At 43.5% G+C, this 25,000-nt stretch carries 21 protein-coding genes; 3 read left to right on the top strand and 18 right to left on the bottom strand.

Going from position 1 to position 25,000, the window contains the following annotated elements; translation table 11 throughout:
- Positions 1-242 precede the first annotated feature (242 nt).
- A complete protein-coding gene (locus LDK34_RS03545; protein ID WP_236941485.1) occupies positions 243-2,567 on the bottom strand; it encodes a glycoside hydrolase family 65 protein in 2,325 nt (774 codons plus the stop codon).
- Between the two features lie 527 nt (positions 2,568-3,094).
- Here LDK34_RS03545 and LDK34_RS03540 point away from each other — a divergent pair.
- Entirely contained in the window at positions 3,095-3,547 is a 453-nt protein-coding gene (locus tag LDK34_RS03540; protein ID WP_161001626.1) for a Fur family transcriptional regulator, read from the top strand.
- A gap of 57 nt (positions 3,548-3,604) precedes the next feature.
- Here LDK34_RS03540 and LDK34_RS03535 read toward each other — a convergent pair whose 3' ends face one another.
- The 10 genes from LDK34_RS03535 to LDK34_RS03490 all read right to left on the bottom strand — a co-directional run bounded on the left by LDK34_RS03535 (position 3,605) and on the right by LDK34_RS03490 (position 15,153).
- Positions 3,605-5,029 (bottom strand): MFS transporter, encoded by a 1,425-nt coding sequence (locus LDK34_RS03535; RefSeq protein WP_236941484.1) that lies wholly within the window; start codon positions 5,027-5,029, stop codon positions 3,605-3,607.
- A gap of 86 nt (positions 5,030-5,115) precedes the next feature.
- Positions 5,116-6,582: a multicopper oxidase family protein gene (locus LDK34_RS03530; RefSeq protein ID WP_178942895.1), complete on the bottom strand. Its 1,467-nt coding sequence runs from the start codon at positions 6,580-6,582 to the stop codon at positions 5,116-5,118.
- A gap of 24 nt (positions 6,583-6,606) precedes the next feature.
- Complete coding sequence (locus tag LDK34_RS03525; protein WP_178942896.1) at positions 6,607-6,777, bottom strand: hypothetical protein; 171 nt, start codon at positions 6,775-6,777, stop codon at positions 6,607-6,609.
- Between the two features lie 82 nt (positions 6,778-6,859).
- Positions 6,860-8,419, bottom strand: a complete 1,560-nt coding sequence (locus LDK34_RS03520; protein ID WP_236941483.1) for a PucR family transcriptional regulator — start codon at positions 8,417-8,419, stop codon at positions 6,860-6,862.
- 505 nt (positions 8,420-8,924) lie between these two features.
- Positions 8,925-9,587, bottom strand: a complete 663-nt coding sequence (locus tag LDK34_RS03515; protein ID WP_236941482.1) for a nitroreductase family protein — start codon at positions 9,585-9,587, stop codon at positions 8,925-8,927.
- Positions 9,588-9,673: 86 nt separating this feature from the next.
- Positions 9,674-10,519: an acetoacetate decarboxylase family protein gene (locus LDK34_RS03510; RefSeq protein WP_178942900.1), complete on the bottom strand. Its 846-nt coding sequence runs from the start codon at positions 10,517-10,519 to the stop codon at positions 9,674-9,676.
- 51 nt (positions 10,520-10,570) lie between these two features.
- A complete protein-coding gene (locus LDK34_RS03505; protein WP_178942901.1) occupies positions 10,571-11,431 on the bottom strand; it encodes an SDR family NAD(P)-dependent oxidoreductase in 861 nt (286 codons plus the stop codon).
- 533 nt (positions 11,432-11,964) lie between these two features.
- The gene (locus LDK34_RS03500) at positions 11,965-12,117 is read right to left on the bottom strand and encodes a hypothetical protein (protein WP_017262184.1); all 153 of its coding nucleotides are present in this window, start codon (positions 12,115-12,117) and stop codon (positions 11,965-11,967) included.
- 173 nt (positions 12,118-12,290) lie between these two features.
- Positions 12,291-13,727, bottom strand: coding sequence for a Na+/H+ antiporter NhaC (gene nhaC, locus LDK34_RS03495; RefSeq protein WP_161001623.1), 1,437 nt, complete (start codon positions 13,725-13,727; stop codon positions 12,291-12,293).
- A 508-nt stretch (positions 13,728-14,235) separates the two neighbouring features.
- On the bottom strand, positions 14,236-15,153 hold the full coding sequence (locus tag LDK34_RS03490) for a prenyltransferase (RefSeq protein WP_178942902.1): 918 nt from the start codon (positions 15,151-15,153) through the stop codon (positions 14,236-14,238).
- Between the two features lie 191 nt (positions 15,154-15,344).
- On the opposite strand from LDK34_RS03490, the gene clpP reads away from it, so the two are divergent.
- Positions 15,345-15,941: an ATP-dependent Clp endopeptidase proteolytic subunit ClpP gene (gene clpP / locus LDK34_RS03485; RefSeq protein WP_178942903.1), complete on the top strand. Its 597-nt coding sequence runs from the start codon at positions 15,345-15,347 to the stop codon at positions 15,939-15,941.
- A gap of 152 nt (positions 15,942-16,093) precedes the next feature.
- On the opposite strand, the gene LDK34_RS03480 is transcribed toward clpP, so the two are convergent.
- Together LDK34_RS03480 and LDK34_RS03475 are read right to left on the bottom strand one after the other, a co-directional pair.
- Positions 16,094-17,692, bottom strand: coding sequence for an ATP-binding cassette domain-containing protein (locus LDK34_RS03480; RefSeq protein ID WP_178942904.1), 1,599 nt, complete (start codon positions 17,690-17,692; stop codon positions 16,094-16,096).
- Between the two features lie 136 nt (positions 17,693-17,828).
- Positions 17,829-18,410 carry a TetR/AcrR family transcriptional regulator gene (locus LDK34_RS03475; protein ID WP_178942905.1) on the bottom strand — a complete coding sequence of 194 codons (582 nt, stop codon included), beginning with the start codon at positions 18,408-18,410 and terminating at the stop codon, positions 17,829-17,831.
- Positions 18,411-18,558: 148 nt separating this feature from the next.
- On the opposite strand from LDK34_RS03475, the gene LDK34_RS03470 reads away from it, so the two are divergent.
- On the top strand, positions 18,559-19,395 hold the full coding sequence (locus LDK34_RS03470; RefSeq protein WP_225439109.1) for an SDR family oxidoreductase: 837 nt from the start codon (positions 18,559-18,561) through the stop codon (positions 19,393-19,395).
- A 193-nt stretch (positions 19,396-19,588) separates the two neighbouring features.
- Here LDK34_RS03470 and whiA read toward each other — a convergent pair whose 3' ends face one another.
- The 5 genes from whiA to LDK34_RS03445 all read right to left on the bottom strand — a co-directional run bounded on the left by whiA (position 19,589) and on the right by LDK34_RS03445 (position 24,458).
- Positions 19,589-20,533 carry a DNA-binding protein WhiA gene (whiA, locus tag LDK34_RS03465; RefSeq protein WP_017262177.1) on the bottom strand — a complete coding sequence of 315 codons (945 nt, stop codon included), beginning with the start codon at positions 20,531-20,533 and terminating at the stop codon, positions 19,589-19,591.
- A gap of 40 nt (positions 20,534-20,573) precedes the next feature.
- Positions 20,574-21,578, bottom strand: a complete 1,005-nt coding sequence (locus LDK34_RS03460) for a gluconeogenesis factor YvcK family protein (protein WP_178942906.1) — start codon at positions 21,576-21,578, stop codon at positions 20,574-20,576.
- Positions 21,575-22,462 (bottom strand): RNase adapter RapZ, encoded by an 888-nt coding sequence (gene rapZ / locus LDK34_RS03455; RefSeq protein ID WP_236941481.1) that lies wholly within the window; start codon positions 22,460-22,462, stop codon positions 21,575-21,577. The genes LDK34_RS03460 and rapZ overlap by 4 nt, the downstream gene beginning before the upstream one ends.
- A gap of 90 nt (positions 22,463-22,552) precedes the next feature.
- A complete protein-coding gene (locus tag LDK34_RS03450) occupies positions 22,553-23,353 on the bottom strand; it encodes a YibE/F family protein (protein ID WP_178942908.1) in 801 nt (266 codons plus the stop codon).
- Positions 23,340-24,458, bottom strand: a complete 1,119-nt coding sequence (locus LDK34_RS03445) for a YibE/F family protein (RefSeq protein WP_236941480.1) — start codon at positions 24,456-24,458, stop codon at positions 23,340-23,342. Before LDK34_RS03445 ends, LDK34_RS03450 begins: the two co-directional genes overlap by 14 nt.
- Positions 24,459-25,000 lie beyond the last annotated feature (542 nt).

The following is a 25,000-nucleotide window of genomic DNA, read 5'->3' as shown; positions in this document are numbered from 1 at the left end:
AATTTATCGAATAAACCCCGGCAATTTTGAAGTTGTCGGGGTTTTCTCGTGCCATTTACACTATTTCTATAATTTGGAGCATGAAACCTCAGTTTGAATTTGGTGAAATTGCCGTAACTGCGAGACATAGCATTGTCTTTTGTTCATCTAACTCAAACAAAATGCGACGTTCATGAGAAAGCCCCATAAACGTCGCATTTGAATTATCTGAGAAAGCTGGTCGCCCTCTCCTAATATCAGTTCTATTTCTCCGTTAAATTAACGGTCATCATCCGTTTGACTGGTGCTTTGCTGCTTAAGGCCACTTCCTGTCCGTCACAGTAAATTGTCACCTGATCACCCTCAATCAGGCTAAAGTGCGCTTGATTACGTGTGATGTGCATTTCAAACTGACTGCCACGATAACGAATCTTAAACGTCAATGCCGACCACTGAACTGGTAAGTGTGGATGAAACTCCAAGCCACGGTCAGCGCGAATCATGCCGGCTACGCCTAACGTCATTTCCATCCAACTAGCACCCATGTTGCCAACATGCACCCCGTCTTGGGAATTGCCCTGACTATTGTTTAAATCAGTTAGGATTGATTCGGCAATATAACGGTACGCTTTGTGATGCGCTAAAATTCGATGCGCCAGAATACTAAAGATTGGGCGCGACAACGATGAATCGTGTGTCGTTAATGGCTCATAGTAATCAAAATCACGTTTGAGCTGTTCAATATCTTGGTCGGCTGGGAACAATAAATCACTCATTAGTGTATCGGCTTGCTTGTTGACTTGATGGCGATACAAACGCATTGGGTGGTAATGAAGCAACAACGGGTAATTATCCCGTGGTGTCTGATCGAATGGCCAAATCTCCATGTTAAATGCACCATCATCCTGCATCTTGACACCGAGTTCCTTATCAAACGGCACGTACATGCTATCTGCAATGTGTGTAAAGGACTGTAATTCCTTTTCAGTCACCCCAAGCTCTTCTAACTTACTTGGATGACTCTTCTTAAGTTGTTTGGCGTAGCTAACGGCTAGACGTAGATTGTGTTGAGCCATCCGGTTGGTGTAATAATTGTTATTCACCATTGCCGAGTATTCATCGGGTCCGGTCACTTTGTTAATCACAAACTTGCCGCCCTGAGGCCCATCAATACCGAAGCTGCCAAAACGTTGCCAGAAGCGCGCTGTCTCTAAGATCAGTTCGAATCCCATCTTTACCAAGAAATCCTGATCATCTGTGACCTGCACGTATTCAGCGACCGCATACGCGATATCCGCGTTAATATGAACAGCCGCCAGACCAGCAGGAAAGTATGGCGACGCCTCCATCCCGTTGATTGTCCGCCAAGCAAACATTGCACCGCCGTCCAAGCCAAAGTCTCGGGCCTGACGTCGCGCCTCATCCAACGTATGGTAACGATACGTCAGCAACGCCCGGGCCATCTGTGGATCTGTATAAATGAAGGCCGGTAGCATAAACATTTCGGTATCCCAGAAATAATGCCCTTCATAACCTGCCCCAGTGAGTCCTTTGGCCGGAATGCTGGTCTTTCCATCGTGACCAGCAGACTGATGCAGATGGAAGAGATTGAAGCGGATCCCCTTTTGCGTCTCAGGATCACCGTCAATCCGAATATCCGAATTGTGCCAGAACTCCTGCATTTTGTGGGCAGATTCTGTAAACAAGGTTGAAAACGAATGATGCTCTAGATGTGCGTTTGCGTTTTTCAAGTATTGCGTATGGTTCATCGCGACATCCATAAGACTGTGAATCCGCCCGACGGAATAACCGAAGTCGAAGGATTCTGCCAACCCTTGCTGGAGGTCAAGGTCCATTACGTATTTGGGCATACCGTCCGAACGGTCAAACTTGACCAAGGAGTCTTCACCCAAATAACGCCACATAAGTACTAGTCCCAATTGACTCCGTTGCGTCGTGATCTGCATGGCCGGAAAGTCCGCATTCAAAAACTGCCGGTCCAAAATATTATTTCGCGACACCGCACGAATATCGCCATCCCTAGTAAATACCTGGTCAATGTAGGGGTGCTGTTTGTACAGCTTTACCGCCCCGCTAAAGTTAATCGGCCGAATGGTGTAGCTGACACAGTAAATGCCATCATCAGCCTGTGACGCAAACGTCGATAAGGATAACTGAAGTATTTTTCCAGAAGGTGTGGTTATCTCAAACAGTTCATTGAGTAACCCCGTTTCCATATCAAGGTTTTTATCCACAACTCGAGTGGCAAATGTCGTTTGATCCGATCGTTCTCCATCGACCTCAATGACGAGGTATCGTGGATCAGGTAACTGAGCGATGGTTTGGTTATTCTCCGGGTAACCCGCGTATGATTCCCCATATGTAATGTGGCTCAAATCATAAAAGCCATTCACAAATAGGCCAGACATCCCCTCATCTAATCGCAGGTTCCCCTGTAATGGATTGCTGGCACGCACGCCTAGATGTCCGTTTGCCAACGCGTAGATGGTCTCTAAGAATGAAGCATTACGGTTCGTTAAATCCTGTAAGTGAAGTTGAAACGACTGTTTTTGCTCACTTATTGCCATATGAATTACCTCTCCAACAAATCAGCGTTATCATCGTGTTTATCATAGTGCAACCGCTTCAATATGCGCAAGATTTTACCTTTAAACTACTGAATAGTGCTGCCGAATCACTGATCACTGCCGGTTGTCACCGTTGATACACATGCATGTAACAGCAGATTCAATTGCGACCCATTCTCTTATTTTTAACGGTAATATAGCTAAATGTACTACAACATGAGTGAAGCCGGTTGAGGGCAGAATTCCGTGTCAGCAATTCTTAGTGTTGGTTTGGGCCACTTAGAATTGCAGGGCGAGCTTGGAAACGTGGTCTTGGGTTCCAAGTCGAGGTTGAAGACCCTCGGGGTTTGAGGGGCTGAAACCGGCGAAACGAAATCAATCCACTCAGATTTTGAGGGATTGATTTTAATGTTGTAATTTCAGACATATCGTCAATTACATGAGTCCTTGACAATTCATCTAATTGGTATTTAGATAGAAAAGTGTTTTAATATTAAGTTAGAACAAGTCTAAGGAAGGAGTTGCCTATGGCACAGGTTATTGATGAAGCAGCGGTAAAAGTATTAAAGGACAAACATCTGCGGGTTACCCCGCAACGGCAGATTGTGCTCCATTACCTCATGACACACCACAATCATCCTGACGTTGGCACCATGTTTGACGAACTGAAACCCGTTCACCAAGGACTAAGCTTGGCAACGATTTACAATACGTTAAATACGTTAGTCGAAACAGGGATTGTGATTGAACTAGAAAACGGTGATGCCGGAACACACTATGACTACTTTGGACGACCACATTTTCACGCCGTTTGTCAGAACTGTGGGAAGATTACGGACATCTTTTATGATGATTTCGCTAATCTGGAAAGCGCTGCGGTTAAACAGTCCGGTTACATGATTACCGAAGATCACATCGAACTCTATGGTTATTGTCCAGATTGCCAACGCAAACTGGGACTAACACCAGATGCAAAATAAATCAGATATAAAAAAATCGTCGCTCACAATTAATGTGAACGGCGATTTTTCTTACCCCTACTTCGTTGGTGCCTGTTTACCACGCGGCAAGGTAAACGTTAATGCCAGACCTAAGATTCCGATAATCAGAAATGTTAAGAACGTCATCTGATAGCCAGTCAGTGTAGCCTGATGTAAACCTTGAGCAGCCTTGTGCGCATCTGTCACCCGCGTCAAAATAATCGTGGCGGCAGCAACCCCTGCCGATCCCAGAATCTGACGAGCAGTCGTTGTCACAGCGGTTCCGTGAGAAATCAGTTTATCCGGCAATGAGTTTGCCCCCAACGTAACGGCTGGCATCATAACAAATGCATTTCCACCTTCAGTCACAATTGAAGCCAAAATCAAGCTAAACACGTTTAAATGACGGGCAAAGATAGTCAGGTAGCCAAACCCAAGCACAATCAAAATCATCCCTGTAAGGACAACGTTTCGTGGTCCAACGCGGTCCATCAAATGACCGGATAGTGGGTTCAACAGACTGAGACCCACGGCCGCTGGAACCAGTGACAAACCAGAAAATAGTGCTGATAAACCGAGCACGTTTTGATAATACAACGGCAACACAATCGTGGTCACAATCAGTGCAATGTAAGAGGGTCCCGTTAGCAACACACCAGTCGTGAACAAACGACTGTGGAAAACTCGTAATTCCAATAGTGGCTGGTCACGATGTAACTGACGATAACAAAAGCCAATCAACGCCAGAATACTGATAATTAGCAGCGTTGTCAGCCACCAGTTAGCCCCCTTTACCCCAATTTGATTAAGGACGTACAAGACACCGATGAATCCCAGCGAATAAATAATCGACAGCCAGTCCATTGTTGACCGATTAACTGGCATAACATCTTTAATCGTCCAGAAAGACAGAATAAACACAGCGGTAACGAGCACAAAGAACAATACGAACAGACTACGCCAACTTGCAAACGAAAGGACAATCCCGGAAACGATTGGTCCGGTTGCTAAGGCAGATCCCATGATTAGCCCTGCTGTGCCCATTGTTGCTCCCCGATGATCTTCAGGCGTAATCGTCAGCAACACCGTCTGAAACGATGGAAAGATGATGCCAACGCCAAGTGCCTCAATCAAACGACCAATTAGCAATACTGGGTAACTCGTCGCCGTCATACACAGTAATGTCCCAAACGCAAACATAGCGGTCACCCAACGAAATAGTGTTGTAAATTTAACGTTGTTCAGTAGCCACGGACTCACGGGAATCATGACACTCATCACCAACATGAATCCGGTCGTCATCCACTGCACTTGTGGTGCCCCGATATTAAACGTGCGCATCAAGGTCGGATATGCAGTCGATAAAGACGATTGACTGATGGACATACTGAACGTGCCCGTCAGTAACGTAATAATGAACCATAATCGATTATAAACGTGCCCTCTATTGTCGACACTCGCTGTTTTCTCTTTCTCACTCATACAAATGCACTTCTCTCTATGTGTTCGCCGACTCACATAAAAACGGCGTCTGAATTATTCAAGACGCCGCTCATATTAGCCAACGATTAATTTTGGTTCGTTCGGTTGTTAACATCATCCATGCTTAGCAAGTGGAACGTTTGTGAGTGGTCTGGATCGTAAGCTTCAATCTGAGCCATCATCCCAGTATCCTCGTGTTCCAAAATGTGGCAATGATACATGAAGACCCCAGGCACATCAAACATAACCCGAATTCTAACAGTCTCACCAGCATTAACACCGACAACATCCTTGTAGCCGTGTTCATTTGGATAAGGTGCCTTACCATTCCGTGATAGGACTAAGAAGTGACAGCCATGCATGTGGAACGGGTGAATCATGCCACTACCCATGTCATTTGTGTTAGTTACATCCCAGTCGACGACATCGCCCAACTTCTGTTTGCGATCGATCCGTTGCATATCAAACAGCTTACCGTCGAGGCGGACTTCGTCATCCATACCTGACATAACTGTCTTTTCAACGGGCAAACCTGGCGTTGGTTCCCAATCAGCCAAATCAACCAAGTGATCTGGCAATTGTGTGTTATCTGGTTCAAAGTCGTCAATTTCAAACGTCATCAACGGCACATCATCAGACATCAATTGAACCCTGTCTCCCGGCTTGTGATCACCAAAATCGACGATAACTTCTGCCCGTTCAGCACAGGTCAGCATCAATTTAGTCAACTTAACTGGTGCTGGCAAAATACCGCCATCAGAGCCAACTTGGGTGAATTCGTGATCATCACTAAAGTGCAAACGGTATTCACGCCGGTCAGCACCGTTCAAAATCCGTAATCGAATCCGTTGGGTAGTGACCTTAAAGACACCATTTACAGTACCGTTAACTAACGGCGTGTCACCTAACGTACCATCCACGTCATAATCTGCATCATAATCCAATTGATTGTCGTGATAACTACGATCTTGCAAGATAACCGGAATGTCATCAACGCCATAATTGCGTGGGAATGGTAGCTTACTCTCGACGTCGTCAGTTACAACAACTGCCGCTGCCAAGCCGTTCCAGACCTGACGAGCAGTGTTCGGACATGGGTGCGGGTGAATCCAGTCCGTTTGGGCCGGTTGATTCAAGGTGAAGTCAATGTCACGAGATTCACCAGGATAAATTGGCGCATGTGGCCCACCATCTGTGACGGGGCCAGGCACATTAAGTCCATGCCAGTGCAACGTTGTCACTTCAGGTAATTCATTGACGATATGCACGTGATAATGGACACCATCTTTCAACACGACCGTTTGGCCCAACAAGGATGCATTGTAGCCCCATGTCTTCGTCTTAGCACCGGGTAAAATTTGTGTTTCACCAGCTTGCGCGCGGATGGTATACCAAACATCATTACCATCCACTTTATCTGGTTTTAATACACTCGGAATTGTTAAGGGCTTTTCCGGCACATCCGGTACCTTCAACGGCACATAACCCCCGTCATGCAAATCATAAACAGGTTCATCGTAAAAATAATCGTTGTAAACCTTCTGTTCACTCATGCGAACGCCTCCTATAAATATGTATCATGATTTTGACTTGCGAAAAGCACACCAGCAATCAATGATGGCTTGCAATAACATCCCCACTGCCATCACTTCCATCGCCAGCATGTTCTTGTTAGCAAATACTAAATAAAACAGAAACGCATACAAAATCACGAAAAAAATCGTGATGGGTTTAGAACCAGTTCCCATAATTCCACCTCCCGAGTACATTGTATTCATTCTAAGTTAAAATGTCATCGCAGAAGGCTGAAAAATTTCAATTTAATTTGGATTACAGATCTAAATCACTTAATCTAAACTCATCACTTTCGGGATCCGTCGTTGGAATTGATTTATCGATCACATATTTGTTTTTCTCCAAAAAAGCGCGAACTTTGAAGCTGGAAGCCAATTTAAAACAGGTCTCAGCATTTTTGACATCAATGCCTGTTAGCTCAGTGATATGTGTCAACCGATTTCTAAGCGTATTAGGATGAACAAACAGTGACTTAGCCGTTTGCGTCAAGTTACAGGTAGACTCAAGATAGACATCTAAAGTTTTAACAAGTTCGGTATGATTCTGTTTATCGTAAACCATGAGTGCTCTTAAAGCCGGATTAATAAAGAACGGTAAAATCTCGATATGATGCACTCGAGCTAACACAAGATCAAAGAATTCGTCTTCGCAAAAAACAACTGTTTTTTCGTGATCCCGCAATTTCGAAGTGCGAGTGCAAACCATATTGGCTGCAATGGTGTCCTCCGGTCTAGTGTAATAGTTCGATACAATGAATCGACAACCGGCCTGTGCGGCCACTTTTTTCAATTTATCTTTAAACGAGTCACAGTTATAGGCCTGCAAACCAATGGAGATAAGTGCTAAACACTGATGATGAAAAATTGTAAACAAACATTGTTTAAACAATGGTGTCATCAAATATTTTAACCGTTCTTTAAGTGCGGTCGCCGATTGTCCAGATTCAGGTTCACAACGAATTAATACCATCGCATTTGGTAAGGTCACGTGTTGCTTCGCAAACTGGGCTGGAAATAAACTACGCTGTTGTTCCGTTAATAACATTGTCAGTAGTTCATCTTGCGGTGTTGACGCCGATAAGGTGATATGTTGTTTAATCATCACTTGGCCTAACACTTCCGCCAACATCGGCAACATTGTAACTACTTTCGCGTTTAGCGGTGTTTGAACCGTAGCCATAGCAAGATAGCCTAAGGGCTGCTCATGATTAGTAATCGATGTTACTAAAACTGGCATTGTTTGTGTAGCAGTAGCTAACCGTCGTAAATGAATCTTCAATCCATCGCTACCGGCCAAATCACGTTGTTGAAATAACCATGATTCGCCATGAGTAGGTTTGAATGCACTTTCAAGAGTAGTTGTCATTGACTCATCAGTTGCTATCGTTGAAATAATTTTGCCGCTTAAGTCAAATAAAATTAATGGATTTTCCAGCATTTCACTAATTTGACGAATGCAGGTATCAAAATCATCATTTATGGCGTTAATGGCCTGTTTACTAACATTGTGCTGGACAACCGTTTTTAGCTTTAATAAACCCGCAATATCGTTAAACAACTGCAGAATATCCTTATCGTCAACAGCTTGATTTGAACTACGTCGATGGTTGATTTGTCCCAAAACAAACTCGTCAAGCCTTATAGTTAAAGTCCCGTCGTCATTTTTTACGACACCTAACGTGCCATCTTCGTCAGCTTTAACAAAAGCATTAAACAATTTCACATTCTCAATACTGTTGTCACCAATTTCTTGCGACACATCAACACTAAGCTCCCAATTCGTAGCGATATGTTTAAGCAATTCTTTTAATTTCATCGTTTCATCCTTTCAATGATCTCTTCGGGGCTGACGTCTTTAACGTGTTAAAGTCGCAAATGATAGCACATTTCATACTTAATCGTACCCAATGTAAGCGCTACCGTAAAGACGTAAAAAGTCATGTAAGATAGCAGTTTTGTGTATTTCCTGTAATCATTTAATCTTGTTGATTACAGCCTAAAAAATCTGTAAGCTTTTTACGGACAAAGTTATGTTCATTATGAATAACGACTTGGCTTGAACTAGTAATCAATAAACAATCTAGCATTCATCGCAGCCATCCAGTAGATGAAATTTAGCCCAGTCAGCCGGTATAGGTAAGGCATCAGCTTGACAAGCGTACAGGCCTATTTTCTCCATAAGCATCGAACTGAATGATTTTCCTTTATTCAAATACTTAAAACGTCGTTTAATAAAATTAAAAAACAAAAAAATGGTTATCGAGTTTTTAAGCTCGACAACCATTCGTTTTAATCGATTAGTTTATTTGAAAGAGCACAGATTAAAGGAAGTCAGTTAACGTCTTGGCGTCATAACGGTCTGTGTGAAGAATATCCTTGCTCTTATCAGCTTTACCGACAGCAACTGCCATTACCGGAACGAAACGCTTTGAGTCTAACCCGACAGCTGGAATGATCTTTTCGAAATCATAGCCTGACCAAGCATTAGCGTCATAACCATGTGCCCGAGCAATTAACAATAGTTGCATGCCCACAACCGAGCCATCAATAGTTGCATCTAAGGTCAGGAAATCACGAGATGCATTTTCATAGAGTGGTAGGAAAGTTCCTAAAATCTGGTCCAAACGTGCTTTATCAATTTTGCCGTCTTTGTAAACTTTTGTCCAAACGTCACGATAAACTTCGTGTGACTGTGTGTCACCTGCAATAAAGATAATTGCAGATGAAGAATCAATTTGAGGATAGTTAAATTTCATGGCAGCAGATTTTAACTTTTCTTTTGCTTCTGGTGTGTCGATGACCACAAAATGCCATGATTGTAGATTACATGCGGATGGTGCTGAAGTGGCTTCTGAAATCATTTCTTGCAATTCATCACGTGAAATTTTTACCGATGGATCAAAATTACGAACTGAATGACGATCAAACATAACACTTGAGAAATCATTGTTAACCAATTTTTTTGTCTCTGTTGCTTCTGACATCATCATTGCCTCTTTCGTTTATAATGTTCGTGCCCAACTAACTAATTAAATAGTAATGGTATCGCTTTCATTTGGCAACCTAAAGCCTAAATCATGTAAGTCGTTGCCGCTGGGTTGATAACACCACGGTCATAGTGGCCTGTAATCAAGTATGGCGCCATCTTGTCAGCATCAACTGATTCTAGCTTCAAGGTGTTGTACATGGTCGATGTAGCAAAGTGGAACCATGCAGCACCAAGTGGCTTAAGCACTGGTAATTCGCCAAATGGATCGTCATCAGTGGAGTCAACCTTAATGGCTAAGCTGCCTGGTTCAACTCTGTCAGCCAAGTTGCGCATTTGCGTCGAAACTAACTCAACGTTTGTAAAGTGATTTGTCCCATCTTCATGTTGATCCAAGTCGTAGTTAAAGAAGAATGAGCTCATTTCAGCTTCTTTGTTCAGTGCCAATTGACCCGCAAATTGTTTCATGATAGAAGGATCATTTAATTCACCCGCTATCCAGGAAAGGTCTAATAGACGTTTGCCGTGACGATCAACAACTGCACTGGCAGAATTGTCGTTGCGTCGTAATTCAATATTGTCAGCTAACTTCTTTGGAATGCCCGCACCTTCACGACCAGCGGTCAGACCAGCCTCAGCGCCAGGACCATGCAGCAATAATTCAAGTGGATAAGCGCCCATCATCTTACCTTGATAGCTAACAAGAGCGAATAAACTCTGTTCCAAATAAGGTGCACCGAATGTTGGTTTGCCCATGTGAACAACGTAACCACAAACAACTGGTGCCATCAATTGCAGTGGTGCAGGAATCAATTTCTTTAAGATTGCCTCGTCAGTTGCATATGCAAACCCAATCCCCTCTTGATCATTCATACTTGGTGACTTCAAAAAGTTTTTTACGTCTTCTTCGCTTGCAACAAAACTAGCCATAATTAATCTTCCTTTCATTAACAAAAGTCATTTTAAACAGGTACTTTACGATTACATAATGCCATCCATGACATGAACATCAGGTGCACCGTTGTTAACAATGCGGTTTACCCGGTCAGAAATCAGCGGATTGTATTCTGGGTGAGTCAAAATGTAGAAGTCATTGTTTTCAAGTGCCTTAAAGACTGTGTCAGCGATAGTGTCAATTGGCTTACCATTTGTGATCACATACTTTGCAAATTGTTGACCCTTCAAGTAAGCTTCACTTGAGTAGTAAGGGTCAGATGGATCACTGTATTGTGCTGGACGGTGGTTTTCAGTGTGGTAAAGGTCCGTTTGAACAAATCCTGGACACATAACGTGCATTTCAATGTCGGCGTTAATGCGTTGAAGGTCATAAGCAGTTGCCTCTGTCATCCCTACAGCGGCAAACTTGCTGGCGTGGTACGAAGGCATCCCTGGTGTGTCAACGAGTCCGGCAATGGAAGCAACGTTCAGAATGGCAGCATGTGTCTTTTGCTTCAACATAATTGGAATAATCCGCTTCATTGCATAAACTTGGCTCATCACGTTGATATGCATGATCCATTCCCAATCACGGGTTGGTAACTCCCACATCCGTCCTGGCAATGCGATACCGGCGTTATTGATTAATAAATCGATTTGATTAAACTTAGCCATCGTTTGATCAACTGCATCGTTAACGGCATCCTCTTTGGTGACATCCGCGGCAATCATAATGGCGTCAGCACCAGCATCCGTAACATTCTTGTATGTTTCCTTCAATGCTGGTTCATCGATATCAACTATTGCCAACTTCATGCCCCGACGAGCACCTTCTTCAGCAATAACCTGGCCAAACCCGTGGGCGGCACCAGTAATAAACATAACCTTATCCTTAAAATCCTTCATAACAGCCTACTCCTCCTAAACGTTTTCACGACGTTCTAGAAATCGTTATTGTTGTGCTTATGAACGTTATGAGTACGTTTTAATATAAAAATTTTTGTGAACTTATTACCAAAAAACTCCCCTGGAGATATTCAAGCATTGCGTTGACAACTTTTGAATACGCCTTAATGGTAACGCTTACATTCATTCTCAATAAGGGACAATCCACACAAAAAACTAAGAACAGGACTGTACCTTTTTCACATTGTCGCAAACGTGCTCTCACCCACTGAAGTCTGTGCATAACCCTTTTTCCTGCCTCATAGTCGTAACGCGCTTCGACACCCCAGAGACCTGTGCATAACACAAAACGAGCGCTGTAAAGGCAAAGTTCACCTTTACAGCGCTCGTTTTACGTTATTGCTCGGTCTCTACCGGGGGTCGTCACGCTCATAAAAAAACCGCAACCCCATCATTTTCATGACGAGATTGCGGGACTAAATGCTTTTTGATGTACTGAATTAGAGACGATCAGAAAAGCCTACCAACCGAAATTACTTAGCCTTTGGAGCTGCTTCGATCGTGTCAGTCTTACCAGCAGCCCAACGTTGGATTGCGGCAATTTCTTTTTCACGGCGAATACGACGTTGACGTTTAGCAACGGGACGTTGGCCGGCGAATGAGTTCAATGGTTTCTTTTCTGCCATGATGCTTCTCCTCTCAATACTGTGTTTAATAACACGTAATACTATACCAGCTTTAGACAACGTGAGCAAGTCCGGTTTAGTCATCAATGTAATAACCGCACCACAAACGGCCATAATAATTATTTTATTTTGGTCACGACTTCGTTCACACGCTACCGTTTTAACCGGACGTATTACTCTTCTACAGCCGTTGAAGCCGTGACCTGCTTAAAATTTTCTGACTCCGTTTTTGCAACATCTTGATGCTTCAAACCGATACCAGTCAAGCCACTTAATATAGAAAATACTGGTGACAATAAGCTAAATAATGCGAATGGTAAGTATTGCATCGTTGGAACACCAAGCGTGTTAGCTGCGAACACGCCAGCAACACCCCACGGAATCAAGTAGTTAATAACCGTTCCGCCATCTTCAAGCGCCCGTCCCAATGCGACAGGAGCCAATCCGGATTCGTCAAATGTTTTCTTGAATGCCTTACCTGGAAGGATAACGGATAAGAATTGTTCACCGATGAAGATGTTAACGCCAATACTTGAGAGAACGACCGCAATGATCCGTTTGCCATCGGAGTTTAAATGTTTCGCAAACGGCGTCATCACGGCGTCAATCAACCCAAATTGCATCAACAAGCCACCAAGTGATAAGGTCAACACGATCAGTGAGACCGTTCCCATCATGCTTGCAATACCGCCACGTGATAGTAATAAATCAACTTCTTTATTACCGGTGTGAGAAACAAATCCTGCTTCAATGATGCTAGCAATTTTAGTTAACTTAGTGCCTGGATGCTCGATCAGTAACATCACCAGCGAAACACCAATGTTTAAAAACAATGTTGGAATCGCTGGTACTCGCCGCCATGCACAAATGAACATGCAAGCAATCGGTACAATCGCCCAAGCTGAAATAGTAAAGTTGTTGTCTAAAATGTTGATGACATGATTGATGCTGGCTAGACTAGCACCCTTTTCGCCGCTTCCCATAATGGCAAATACAACTAACGCAATAATAAATGCGGGAATGGTGGACCACATCAAGTTCATAATGTGTTTGAATAAATCTGCGTCAACAACCGCTGCGGTTAAGTTGGTTGATTCGGATAGCGGTGACGATTTATCACCAAAAACCGCGCCGGAGATAATCGCGCCTGCCACTAAAGCTGGGTTAACGTGCATCGTAACGCCCATCCCGAAGAACGCAATGCCGACTGTAGAAATAACGGTAAAGGCACTGCCAACGGCGCTACCAACCAATGCGCAGACGACAAACACAGAAGGAACGAACCACTGAACACTGATTAAATGAAAACCGAAAACCATCAAGGATGGAATGATGCCAGCAGCAATCCATGTACTAATTAACGCACCAACCAGAATGAAAATGAAAATTGGTACAATCCCGGTTTCAATCCCGTCCTTGATTCCTTCGTTAATTAACGACCATGGCAAGCGGTGAGCAACACCCCATGCCATCAATAATCCCATAACTAACATAACGGGAACTTGGGGCGATAAACCAAATTTAATAACGCCAAATCCCATAATTAACAACATGCCTAGTAAAACAATTAGTGCTTCGTTACGACCAACTTTAAATGTTTGTTTTTCCATGTGAATACCTCATTTTTTGAATGTCCAGATTGTTGTAAACGTTGAGTGTCATTCATTGAGGTTCTATATCGAGGATTGCCCCCACAATTTTCTGTCATTTTCCATTGGCCCCCTTTTCTCTCTTTTTAATGCCGGACTGCGGCGCCATTTTCCTAAACGTGTACCTAACTTCTGAATCCGAAGTTATGCAACACTCTCAAATACAAAAAATCGTCCCTGCTATGCAATTATGCATAACAGGGACGATTAGTTTACCGTGGTACCACCCAGCTTAATAAAATGAGCCTAGCACCCATCATATTCACTCTCGCTGGGATAACGGTCCAACGGTGCCCGGTCATTTTCGTTTTCAGGTATTTCGATGAGATGATCCTGATCGGTTCGCAGCAACCACCGACTTCCTGACACACAGATCATTCACTACTAGGTTTGAAAACAATGATTAAATGTTGATTAGGAATATACTAGCATTTTAATCGTTTGTCAAATGATTTTTCTGATTTTATTTTTACAGCCATGCGCCAATTGCAAACAGTGCGGTGTACCCAATATAAAATAAAGATGTATTTTTAATGACTTTCATGTACGTTTTCTGCTTGTCTTGAACTGCGTAGAACGGTTTAATTCCCCGCCACATAATTGGCAGCAACACCACACTTAGCACAGTAATCCACGGGGCTAGTCCAAAAACCAAGTTTACAATTGGCCATAAACTGCCAGCAATCAATAAGACTTGCATCACTTTGACAGCTCGTTTGCGGCCAATGAAATAAGCCAGTGTATGACGATTGTTTTTGATATCTTCGTCGAGATCTGCCGTATTATTCCCTAATTGAACGGTAAAGAACAGCAGCGTAATTGGTAAACATAATGCAAACGTCGTGCCTGCCACGCCCCATGTAAACGGACGCTGACCGTAAATGCTGATGTAAACACAGACGAGTTCAATTAAATACGTAATGGAAAGAGCGACCACAGTTTCACAAATTGGCATGGCATTTAATGGGTACGGACCAGCAGTATAGAAAATGCCAATCAAGTAACCAATAATCCCAAACAGCAATACCGGCCATCCGGTGCGCATAACTAGAATAACCCCAGGGATTGCAGAGACAACGTACAGGGCAAATGCTAGCCACCACACACCACGTTTGGGCAAATGCAGCCGGCCAATTGGATTTGTATGCGTGGCGTACCCTTCGCAATCCGCCGCATGTACGTAGTCGTAGTAGTTATCGGACACGTTAACTGCGAGATCAAGAATAAACACGTCCACCAAACACAACACGACGTTAATCCAATTCACCATACCGTACTGATACTGAGCAATCGCCGACCCTAAAATAAACCACATAATGTTTAACGGCGCGATATAAATCTCACTTAACGTGACAAATACTGGCCACGTTAACCATTTTTTATTCATCTCTAACTCTCCTAACTCCTTGACACTCTAAGGCTATCACATTGTACACAACTTTTTATCACATTTTTTCAAACAATCGCACCATTTTGTTTGACCTTTTCTGACCTTTGGGTTAAACTACAATTACGTTGATTAGCAGAGCACCATTACAAGTGCTAAATGACAACGCAAATTACAAGGAGGCCTCAATTATGGCTTTGATTCCAACTGTTATTGAACAGTCCAGCCGTGGCGAACGTGCCTACGACATTTACTCACGACTATTAAAAGACCGGATCATTATGGTTTCCGGACCAATCGAAGATGACATGGCCAACGCCATCATCGCTCAATTGCTCTTCTTGGATGCCCAAGATTCTGATAAAGATATTTACATGTATATTAACTCACCCGGTGGTGTTATCACTTCCGGAATGGCAATCTACGACACCATGAACTTTGTTAAGTCTGATGTTCAAACGATTGTCATGGGAATGGCTGCTTCAATGGCTTCCATTCTGGCAACTTCTGGTGCTAAGGGCAAACGTTTTGCCTTACCACACTCAGAAATCTTGATTCACCAACCTTCTGGTGGTGCTCAAGGTCAGCAAACCGAAATCGAAATCGTGGCTGAAGAAATTCTGAAGACACGGAAGATGATTAACAACTTGCTGGCTGAAAAGACTGGTCAAGACATCGAAACCATCAATAAGGACACTGAACGGGATAACTACATGACCGCTGAGCAAGCCTTAGATTATGGTTTAATTGACCACATTATGACCAACTCCAGCGAAATGCGAAAGTAATCATAATAAGCAAGCAAAGACCTTCGTCAAATGACGAAGGTCTTTTTGCGTTTACAGTAAATTGAGGGGGCCATATTTGTTCATTGACCATTTTTAACACCGTTCTGATGATAGCGGTCTGAATCATCCGGACGACCACTCATGAGTAATTTTTAGTTGAGCACTTCTAAACGCCCATTGTTCAGTTGGTAGCGACGATCATACTTGGATAACAACTCATGTGGAATATGGTGATCCACCTCAATCATTGTCAAATTAGACAACGACAACAATGTGTCATGAATCTGTCTTGCAGTTGTCACATCAAGGGAAGCGGTTCCCTCATCAATCAACAATACTTGTCGTTTAAACAGTAATGCCCGCGCAATTTCAATACGCTTTAACTGACCGCCAGAAAGATTTTTACCGCCTTCTGTTATTTGCTGATCCAGCTTGGATTCATTGATAACATCACTGAGTCCCGCTTGTCTGACAGCAACTAAAATCGCGCTCTCAGGGAATGGCATCCCCAACGTTAGATTAAATCTGATAGTCTCGGCAAAGATAATCGGTGTTTGTGAAACCTTGCTAAACAGAGTCTCTACCTGAACCTCGTCATAGTCTTGCCCATTGAGTAACAGTTGACCGTGTGTAACTGGCAACTCCTTTAACATAACCGACAACAATGTTGATTTGCCCACTCCAGATGGCCCTTGAATCAACACTTTTTCGCCTTTCTGGACTCGCAAATTAATGACATTTAAAATGTCGCGATGTTCACGTTTAAAGCTAACATTTGTCAATGTCAATTTCTGAAACTGAGTCGATTTCATGGGCAGCTCCGCCGTTGTGTCTTTTTTGGGAATACTTCTGCGCAACTGTTGGCGAACAGCCTTAGTACTCCCAATCTGGTTAATACAAGTCAGCATTTGATTGACGCTGTTTAAAATCATGTTAGTTGAATATTGGACTGCGACAAATTCCGGTAACGTTAACATTCCTGAAATAGTCAGGTAGATACCGATGGCAATCGGCGTTTCTGAAAATAGATAAAACAAATACATTAGCAGACTGTTGGCCAGTGCAATGCGATTCTTAAGTGCAGCATTCGCCCCTTCAACCCCACCGACATCCCTGAATAGCTTAGTTCTGTAACCAGCCTCAGCATGATAGCGACGAATGGTCATTGCCCCGTGTAACAGGTCCTTTACGCGTGTGGCCAACTGTGCATTTTTTTGTGACCAAACGGTTGCTTTAGTCGTCGTCCCTTTACCTGACAAACGCTGAAAGACCATTGGCACCAACATAAACGCTAAGAAAATTCCGGTTAGTCGAAAACTATTGTGTAGTGCATACCCTGTGGTGACCAAAATGGTCGTGCCGTATCCTAATAATCGAAACACGTTGCGCCAATAATTATCCTCGAGTAGCTTCAAATCGTTCATTAAAAATGATAGGCCATTTGCTTCGAAATCCTGCTGACTGGGATCATCTCGCTCGACCTTTGCTTCTACATAACGGGTTTTAAGACGTAAATTGATAAACGCCACATTTTTATTGACTACCCAGCTTTGACAGTATGACAAAGTCGAAAAGAATAAATATCCGCCTAGAACAATCACCAGATAAATTCCGACGCCGGCCAAATCACGCGTAGTAATTAGTTTAAAAATATAGGCATAGGTAGCCGTGTTAAAAGGAACTTCTAAGCCATTGATCAGTGCCACAACAATAGCGATGCTGAACCAACCGCGATGAATTATTTTGGTCATGCAATCTCCCCCATTCGCTCTTTATTAAAGCGAATCTATCACTGCTTGGGAGGCTGCAACAACACCTTATCGTTAATATTTGCGTATATGCAAATTTATTTCTATCTACTAACCATACTGTTTCTTTCGGCTTAAATTAGTTATTCTGAACTGCCTTCATTAGCATGCGTTGGATTCTTTCAAACGGCACGTCTGCTTCAGTGTACACACCTTGCCGCAAGTTGTCCGTGTGCAGTTTGATCGTCGAAAAAATGATGTTTCTAAGTAGTGAAATATCCACTTGCCGTAACGTTTTGTCAGCAAGCCCCTTAAATAACAACTGTTGTACGGCGCTTTGATGAACGATGACATTAATTTGCTCACCAGCCTGCTCGTCAAAGACGTAATCCTCTTTTAACTTTTGAATGATCGTCATACTTTTAGGATAGGTCAAACCATAGTGAAACAGTTGCTCAAGATACTGTTTCATCGCTGTTTCAAACGACAGCGAACGCAAATCTTCCCCGCCGTCCTGAGCATACAAACGCTTCAGTTCACGGACATATAGAGTAAGCAACAGTGCCTCACGATTCTTGAAATAAACGTAGATACTGGACTGGGAAATGCCAACCTGCTTAGCAATTTTTGTTGTTGAAACCGCACCGACACTATCGGTAATAATCAGATCGCCAGCCACATCAAGAATGCGATTATATTTTTGATCGTCTTTTTTCTTCATCCTTCTGATCCCATTTCTTTAAAAGTAATTTATTTTAGTTTACCACTTGATACCGATAAGTCTATCGGTTATAACCTTTGCCGATAGAGCTATCATTTATAAAATCAACTTTATCAAAAAAATGAAATTTAAAAAGAAGGCACTTATTATGAAAGTTTTCGTTACAGGTGGTAATGGCTTCATTGGTCAGGTTGTTGTTAAAACGCTAATTGAACATGGTCATGAGGTTCTTGCACTGGCTCATTCAGATCATTCGGCTCAACAATTAACTCAGGCAGGCGCCACACCCGTTAAAGGCTCACTGGACGATTTAGATAGCTTATCAACGGCCGCAAAGAGCAGTGACGGTGTTATCCACCTCGCCTTTACTAATGATTTTAACCACTATGATGAAGCCGTCGCTAAGGACATGGCTGCTGTCAAAGTGCTAGGCGATGCTTTAGCTAACACCGGCAAGCCACTAGTTAATACATCTGGCACCTTAATGGCGGTTGGCATGGGACGCACTGCTACCGAACAGGACCATATGGCACATCCCGTTGGTCGAGCAGCTTCCGAAGCACTGGCGCTCAGTTATACACAACAGGGCGTTCGCGCCAGCGTTGTTCGTTTGGCACCAACAGTTCATAACGTTCAGCGTCAAGGATTTGGTAGCATTCTGGCTCAAATGGCGGTTAATCAAGGCAAGATTGGCTATGTTAGTGATGGCGCCAATGTTTGGCCATCCGTTCATCGTAACGATGCAGCGCGGCTGTTCGTTGCTGCATTAGAAAACGGCGAAGCCGGCGCGACCTATAACGCGGTTGCTGAAGAAGGCATTCCTGTAAAGACCATTGTGGAAACAATTGGCAATACATTGCGTGTGCCAATAGAACACTTTGATGAAGAGACTGCTAAGGCCTACTTTGGGTGGTTTGAACCTACCGTTGTCGGCAGCAATCCCACCAGCAGCACACCAGCAGCACATGGACTCAAAAGGCGTTGAACTGGCATCCACGCGAAACAGGTTTGCTTGACGATTTAAAGACTTGTTTGAGCAATCCCGCTAATGTCGCCGCACTGCAACAACCACGCAATTAACTCAAGCATAAATAAAATGACCGGTTTCCCAGTTAAAGGAAATCGGTCATTTTATTTAGCCTTTATCTACTAATCACATCAAACTACAAACACGACAACTACGCTGAAATAATGTCATCCTCACGCAGTTTATCAGCGAATTCATTGATTTTCCGCAAACGGTGGTTAACGCCAGACTTGGAAATTGGTCCTCCCGGAATCAGGTCACCTAGTTCCTTCAAACTAACTTCACGATTGGCCAATCTAGTCTCGGCCATGGCCTGAAGCTTAGCTGGTAACTGGCCTAATCCAACACGCGATTTGATGTACTCGATGTTATCAATTTGGCGAGAGCTGGCAGAAGCGACCTTCTCCATGTTCGCCGTCTCACAGTTAACAAGCCGATTGACTGAATTACGCATGTCACGCATAATGCGCACATCTTCAAACTTTAGCATGGCATTAGTTGCCCCAATTAAAGTGAGAAAATCAGAAATTTTCTCGCCTTCCTTAAGGTACGTAATGTAGCCACTTCGACGATTGGTCATTCTGGCGTTTAAGTCATACTGATTCATTAACTCACAAATCTGTTGATTCTGTTCTTCATATAAAGAGTAAACCTCGAGATGGTAACGACTGGTATCCGGATTGTTAACCGAACCGCCTGCTAAAAATGCGCCTCTTAAATACGAGCGAACTTCGCTATCTTCTGTAAGCACATTTTGTGGCACCACCTCTTCGATTCCCATGTCACCTAACACATGAAGATCGTTTAAAACTTGTTGCGTACCGGTTTTTAGCCGCACGACATACATGTTGTTTTTCTTGAGTTTGACGTTTTTACGAACAATCAGTTCTGCTTCTAAACGGTAAAACTGCTTTAATAATGCATAAATTCGTCGAGCAATCGCCGGATTTTCCGTTTGCACGTTTAACACAAACGCGTGGTTAACAATGCTGACCGCGCCGTTCATGCGAATCAAGGCCATTAATTCAGCCTTTCCATTCGCCGCGTGCACCTTTAATCCAGTCAGCTCTTTTTTTACGTCACTGGCATAGGACATCGTGCTGCCTCCTTTTTTATCACCTTATCAATCAAGGCAGTTATTGAATATGTTTATGTGCAAGCAACTTCATCAGCTCAGCAACCACTTTGGTCCCGTCGTGAAAAGCACCAGCATCCCGTAACTGAAGTAAATTGGCTCGAATCGACCGGACACCCATCCTTGTCAACGCGTCGGTATCTGACGTTACTTGCGTTGACACCTCATTCCAGCGCTTCCAATCCATGTAATCCTCTGGAACCCGTTCAGTATTCACAAGGACTGTATCCACGAAATTGGCACCCAAATGCTTGTTTAATACCTGAACGTGATCAGCATCAGTAAAGTGATCCGTTTCACCCTTCTGCGTCATAATGTTACAAATATACACAACTTCCGCCGGAGTATGCATAATTGCCTCGCCCACGTTTGAAACCATGAGGTTTGGCAAAATGCTCGTAAATAGACTACCAGGGCCCAACACGATCAAATCAGCTCCTAAAATGGCATCGATTACGGCTGGCATCGCCTTAGCAATCTCATCGTCAGAATCTGGCTGTGGTGTGACCCACACACGTTTAATCTGTTTGTGAGCAGCTGTAATTTCAGCCTCTCCCGCAAGTTGCGTACCATCGGTAAACTCAGCATGAAGTACCAACGGTTCGTTTGCAACTGGATAAACATGACCGTCTACATGCATCATTTCGGACAGTTCCTGAACAGCGCCAAACACGCCGTGTTCCATTTCAGTAAGTGCCGCAATAATTAGATTACCAATCGCATGACCGGAAAAGAAGTTATCGTTAGCTTCAAACCGATACTGAAAAACCTTCAATTCCAATGGTGACAACCGCGACAAGGCGGCCATGACATTCCGAATATCACCAGGCGGCACTACGTTAATATAATTCCGAATGATTCCCGAAGAACCACCGTCATCTGCGACCGTCACGACGGCAGTTACATCGACGTCCTGCTTATGCAAGGAATTAAGGACAACGGGCAAACCCGTACCTCCACCAATGACAACTACACGTGGCCGCCGTTTCTCCATGATTTCTTTCATGAGCGGTTAACCGTTTCCTTTCGTTTCTCCACGTCACGATGACTGACATGGACGCGATAGTCCTGACTTAAATCTTTACCAAGTCGTTCTGTGATAGCGACTGACCGGTGTTGACCGCCCGTACAACCAATTGCCACGGTCAAACTGGTTTTGTCCTCTTTTTGATAGCCAGGCAAGGTCAGTTTTAAAAGCTCTAAAAACTGCTTGTAAAAGAATTCCGTGGCCGGCTGTTTCATTACGTAATCATACACAGCAGGGTCACGGCCAGTCAGTGATTTTAATTCAGGCACATAATATGGATTTGGTAAAAATCGAACGTCCATCACGATGTCCGCATCGATCGGCAGACCATATTTGTACCCAAACGACAAAATTTCAACATGAAATTCCGACTGTTTATCTTGATTTTCAAATTGTTCAAAAATATCTTCGCGCAGCTGACGTGGCGTCAAATGATCCGTGTTGATGACCAAGTCTGCCCGTTCCTTCATCTCCGACAGCAAACTTCGCTCCTGATGAATACCATCTAAAACGCGGCCATCCATGGCTAGTGGATGTGCTCGCCGGGTTTCCTTGTACCGTGCCACCAATTCGGCATCAGACGCATCAAGAAATAATACCGATGTATCTACCGTGCCAGTGCTTAAGGAAATTGCGATCATTTCCTGCAGGTCATCAAAAAATTCACGTGATCGTAAATCTACGACAAGCGCAACCTTTTTAACATTACCTGACTGTCTGACCAGCTGCCAAAACTTAGGCAATAATTTGGGTGGCATGTTATCCATAACAAAGTAGCCCAAGTCCTCAAAGCTTTGCATGGCAACCGTTTTGCCAGCGCCACTCATCCCTGTAATAATAACCAATTTCAGTTGTTGTGCCACTTCTTTGCCCCCTTACGTCGCCGCTTGTTGCTTTTCTTTGCTCAGCTTACGACGTCACTTCTAACAGTATAACATACCGGGTGTGTCTTTTTACTCATCTACGTCTACTTTAGTCACTGCTGGCTGTTTTTGTGACTGATGCGGCCGTCGATGCCAACGCCAACTAGCTACTGCCGCTGTCATTGGCACCGTAATGAGAACGCCGATAAACGACAGTAACACCATCAATAGCTCAGCGACAAACACTTTGTCATTAAAAACCTCACCAATCGAGTAACGAAGGCCGACGAACCATATGAACAATGATAAGAAGCCACCAAAAAAACCGAAGAATAAAGTATTAAACGTGGTTCCAATAATCTGTTTACCGACGTTCAGACCGTCGCCAAACAAACGTTTCCCAGTTATTGTAGGCTGTTGCGTTTCAATCTCTGATAGGCCTGATGAAATGGCCATGGCGGCTTCAGCAATGGCTCCTAATGTGCTCAACACAACGGTGCATATTTCGACTTTCAAAAAAGAAATGCCGATATACAGCGACATGCCTTCCAAGTCTTCACTGTCCTCATCCCCGAATCCAGCGACCTGCGCCCAATGCTCCACGGGCACAATAAACAACAAGAGTAATAACATCACAATAACGGAAGCGTAAAAAGCCGTCGTCGTACTGTTATCATCATCATTCCCAAAGAAAATCGTCACAGCCAATATAATCGTCCCCGCAACTAATGTGACGGGTAGTGGTGGCAAGTGAAACTGAACTAACACAATGGTTAAAAACAACAACGCAAAGTTCACACCGAGGCTGACAAACGCAATTGCCCCCTGTTTACCGCCCACAGCCCACATGGCTAAAAAAAGCAATAAGGCCAACACACTAAAGGTTGTCATCTGTCATCACCCTCTTTTTCATCAATCGGCTTGCAACGAAGCTGACCACTGGAATGGCTAATACAATTCCTAAACCGCTGATTAAACTTTGAATAACCCCCATCGACATATTCATCATGTAGGTATAACCCCAGTTATTCCCATTCTTTAAGTACAAGAGTGTTAACGGAAAGGTGTCTGCTACGAAGATAAGAAACAGCACGTTGATCAAAGGCCCCATAATGGAGCGACCAACGTTTCGTCCTGATAAGAACAGTTGATTCCTGCTGACATCCGGACGTTCAGCTTGAAGTTCAAACAGCGTCGCCACAATATCTGTTGACTCGTCCATCACTGCCCCCAAAGACCCAATCAATGTCTCTGCTAAAAACAATGGGCGCGGCAATGTGGTTACATACTGAAGCCCCTCATAGTGCATGCCTCGTTCATGGGTAAGCGCGAACACAAGCAGGCTGATTACAATTGCTAACGCCGTCCCGGATAATGTTGCCGTTAACGTAATGACCATCTGTCGACTCCAACCTAGAACCAACCAAAGTGTTAAAGCTGCAAAAACAACACTAATTAGACTAAAAATAACAAACACATTGCCATTTTTTAAACTCAAATCGATATTGATTGCTAAAAAGAACAGTACTGCATTTAACCCGACGGATAACAATGCCATAAAACCGGCTGAGCGCATAAAAATAAACAGCAAACTGATTACGATCCAGGTCAGTAAAGCGACCACGGTATCTCGTTTTGGTCCCTTAATATTTGACTGCTGGCCTCGAGTTAGTTTTGAAATGAATACCTGGTTGCCCACGCGATAGGGTTGATCCATTGCACCGGAACGACTGTATGTATTACTTAAAGTAATCTTTTGTCCCTTGTGAATTGTGTTAATCAAAACAGCATTAATCCGCTGATGGACTGTTGCATCCTGATTTTCAAACTCATCTTGTTGTTTGACAGGGCGTTCATTACGTACACTAGTAATTTTAGCAATTGGTCGTTGATAAATTGGGGCATCGTAAGCAACACCTAGTACCAACAGTCCGCCAAACAAAACACAAACTAAGGTTCCCCACCAGTTTGCAGAGTGTTTTGGTTTAACATTCATGTGATGATTCCCCGCTTTCAAAAGTTAACGCAAGCACCCTAACCCAACTCGTTTTTTCATAAATCTACGTTTCATTCTACCACCCGCACTAACACGCCTTTCAAAACGTAACTAAAACTAAACTTGCCAACGATTTTTTAACAGTAATTAATAATTGTGAGCAATTTTGTGTCTAAAACAAAAACTGTTTTGATCGATTGACCAAAACAGTTCCGTTGTTGTTTTACGTAGATGACTAAATTGTGAATCAGTATTAAATAGTAATGTCCGTGACGTCGATCGAACTATTTTCGGCCGACTAGTTAATCTGTTTTGTGTGATTCCGCGCAACTAGGTCAGCGGGAGGGCGCCAGCATTGATACCGAGCCGTGAAAGTGTTGTTAATTCGAATGAACTTCTCGAATTTACAACACGTACGGTCACGGAGACTCGGAATTTCACGAGGCTCTGTGACGAGGTGAAAGACCGTGAACTTCGGGCTTGAACCGGTCCCACGGCGAGCGTGTCAATGTTGGCAACCGCAAGCGGCATTTTCACCACGC

This window comes from Furfurilactobacillus milii (assembly GCF_021654115.1).
Taxonomy (GTDB): domain Bacteria; phylum Bacillota; class Bacilli; order Lactobacillales; family Lactobacillaceae; genus Furfurilactobacillus; species Furfurilactobacillus milii.
The sequence above is the reverse complement of the archived record's forward strand: the minus strand, read 5'-3'. Positions and strand labels throughout refer to the sequence as shown.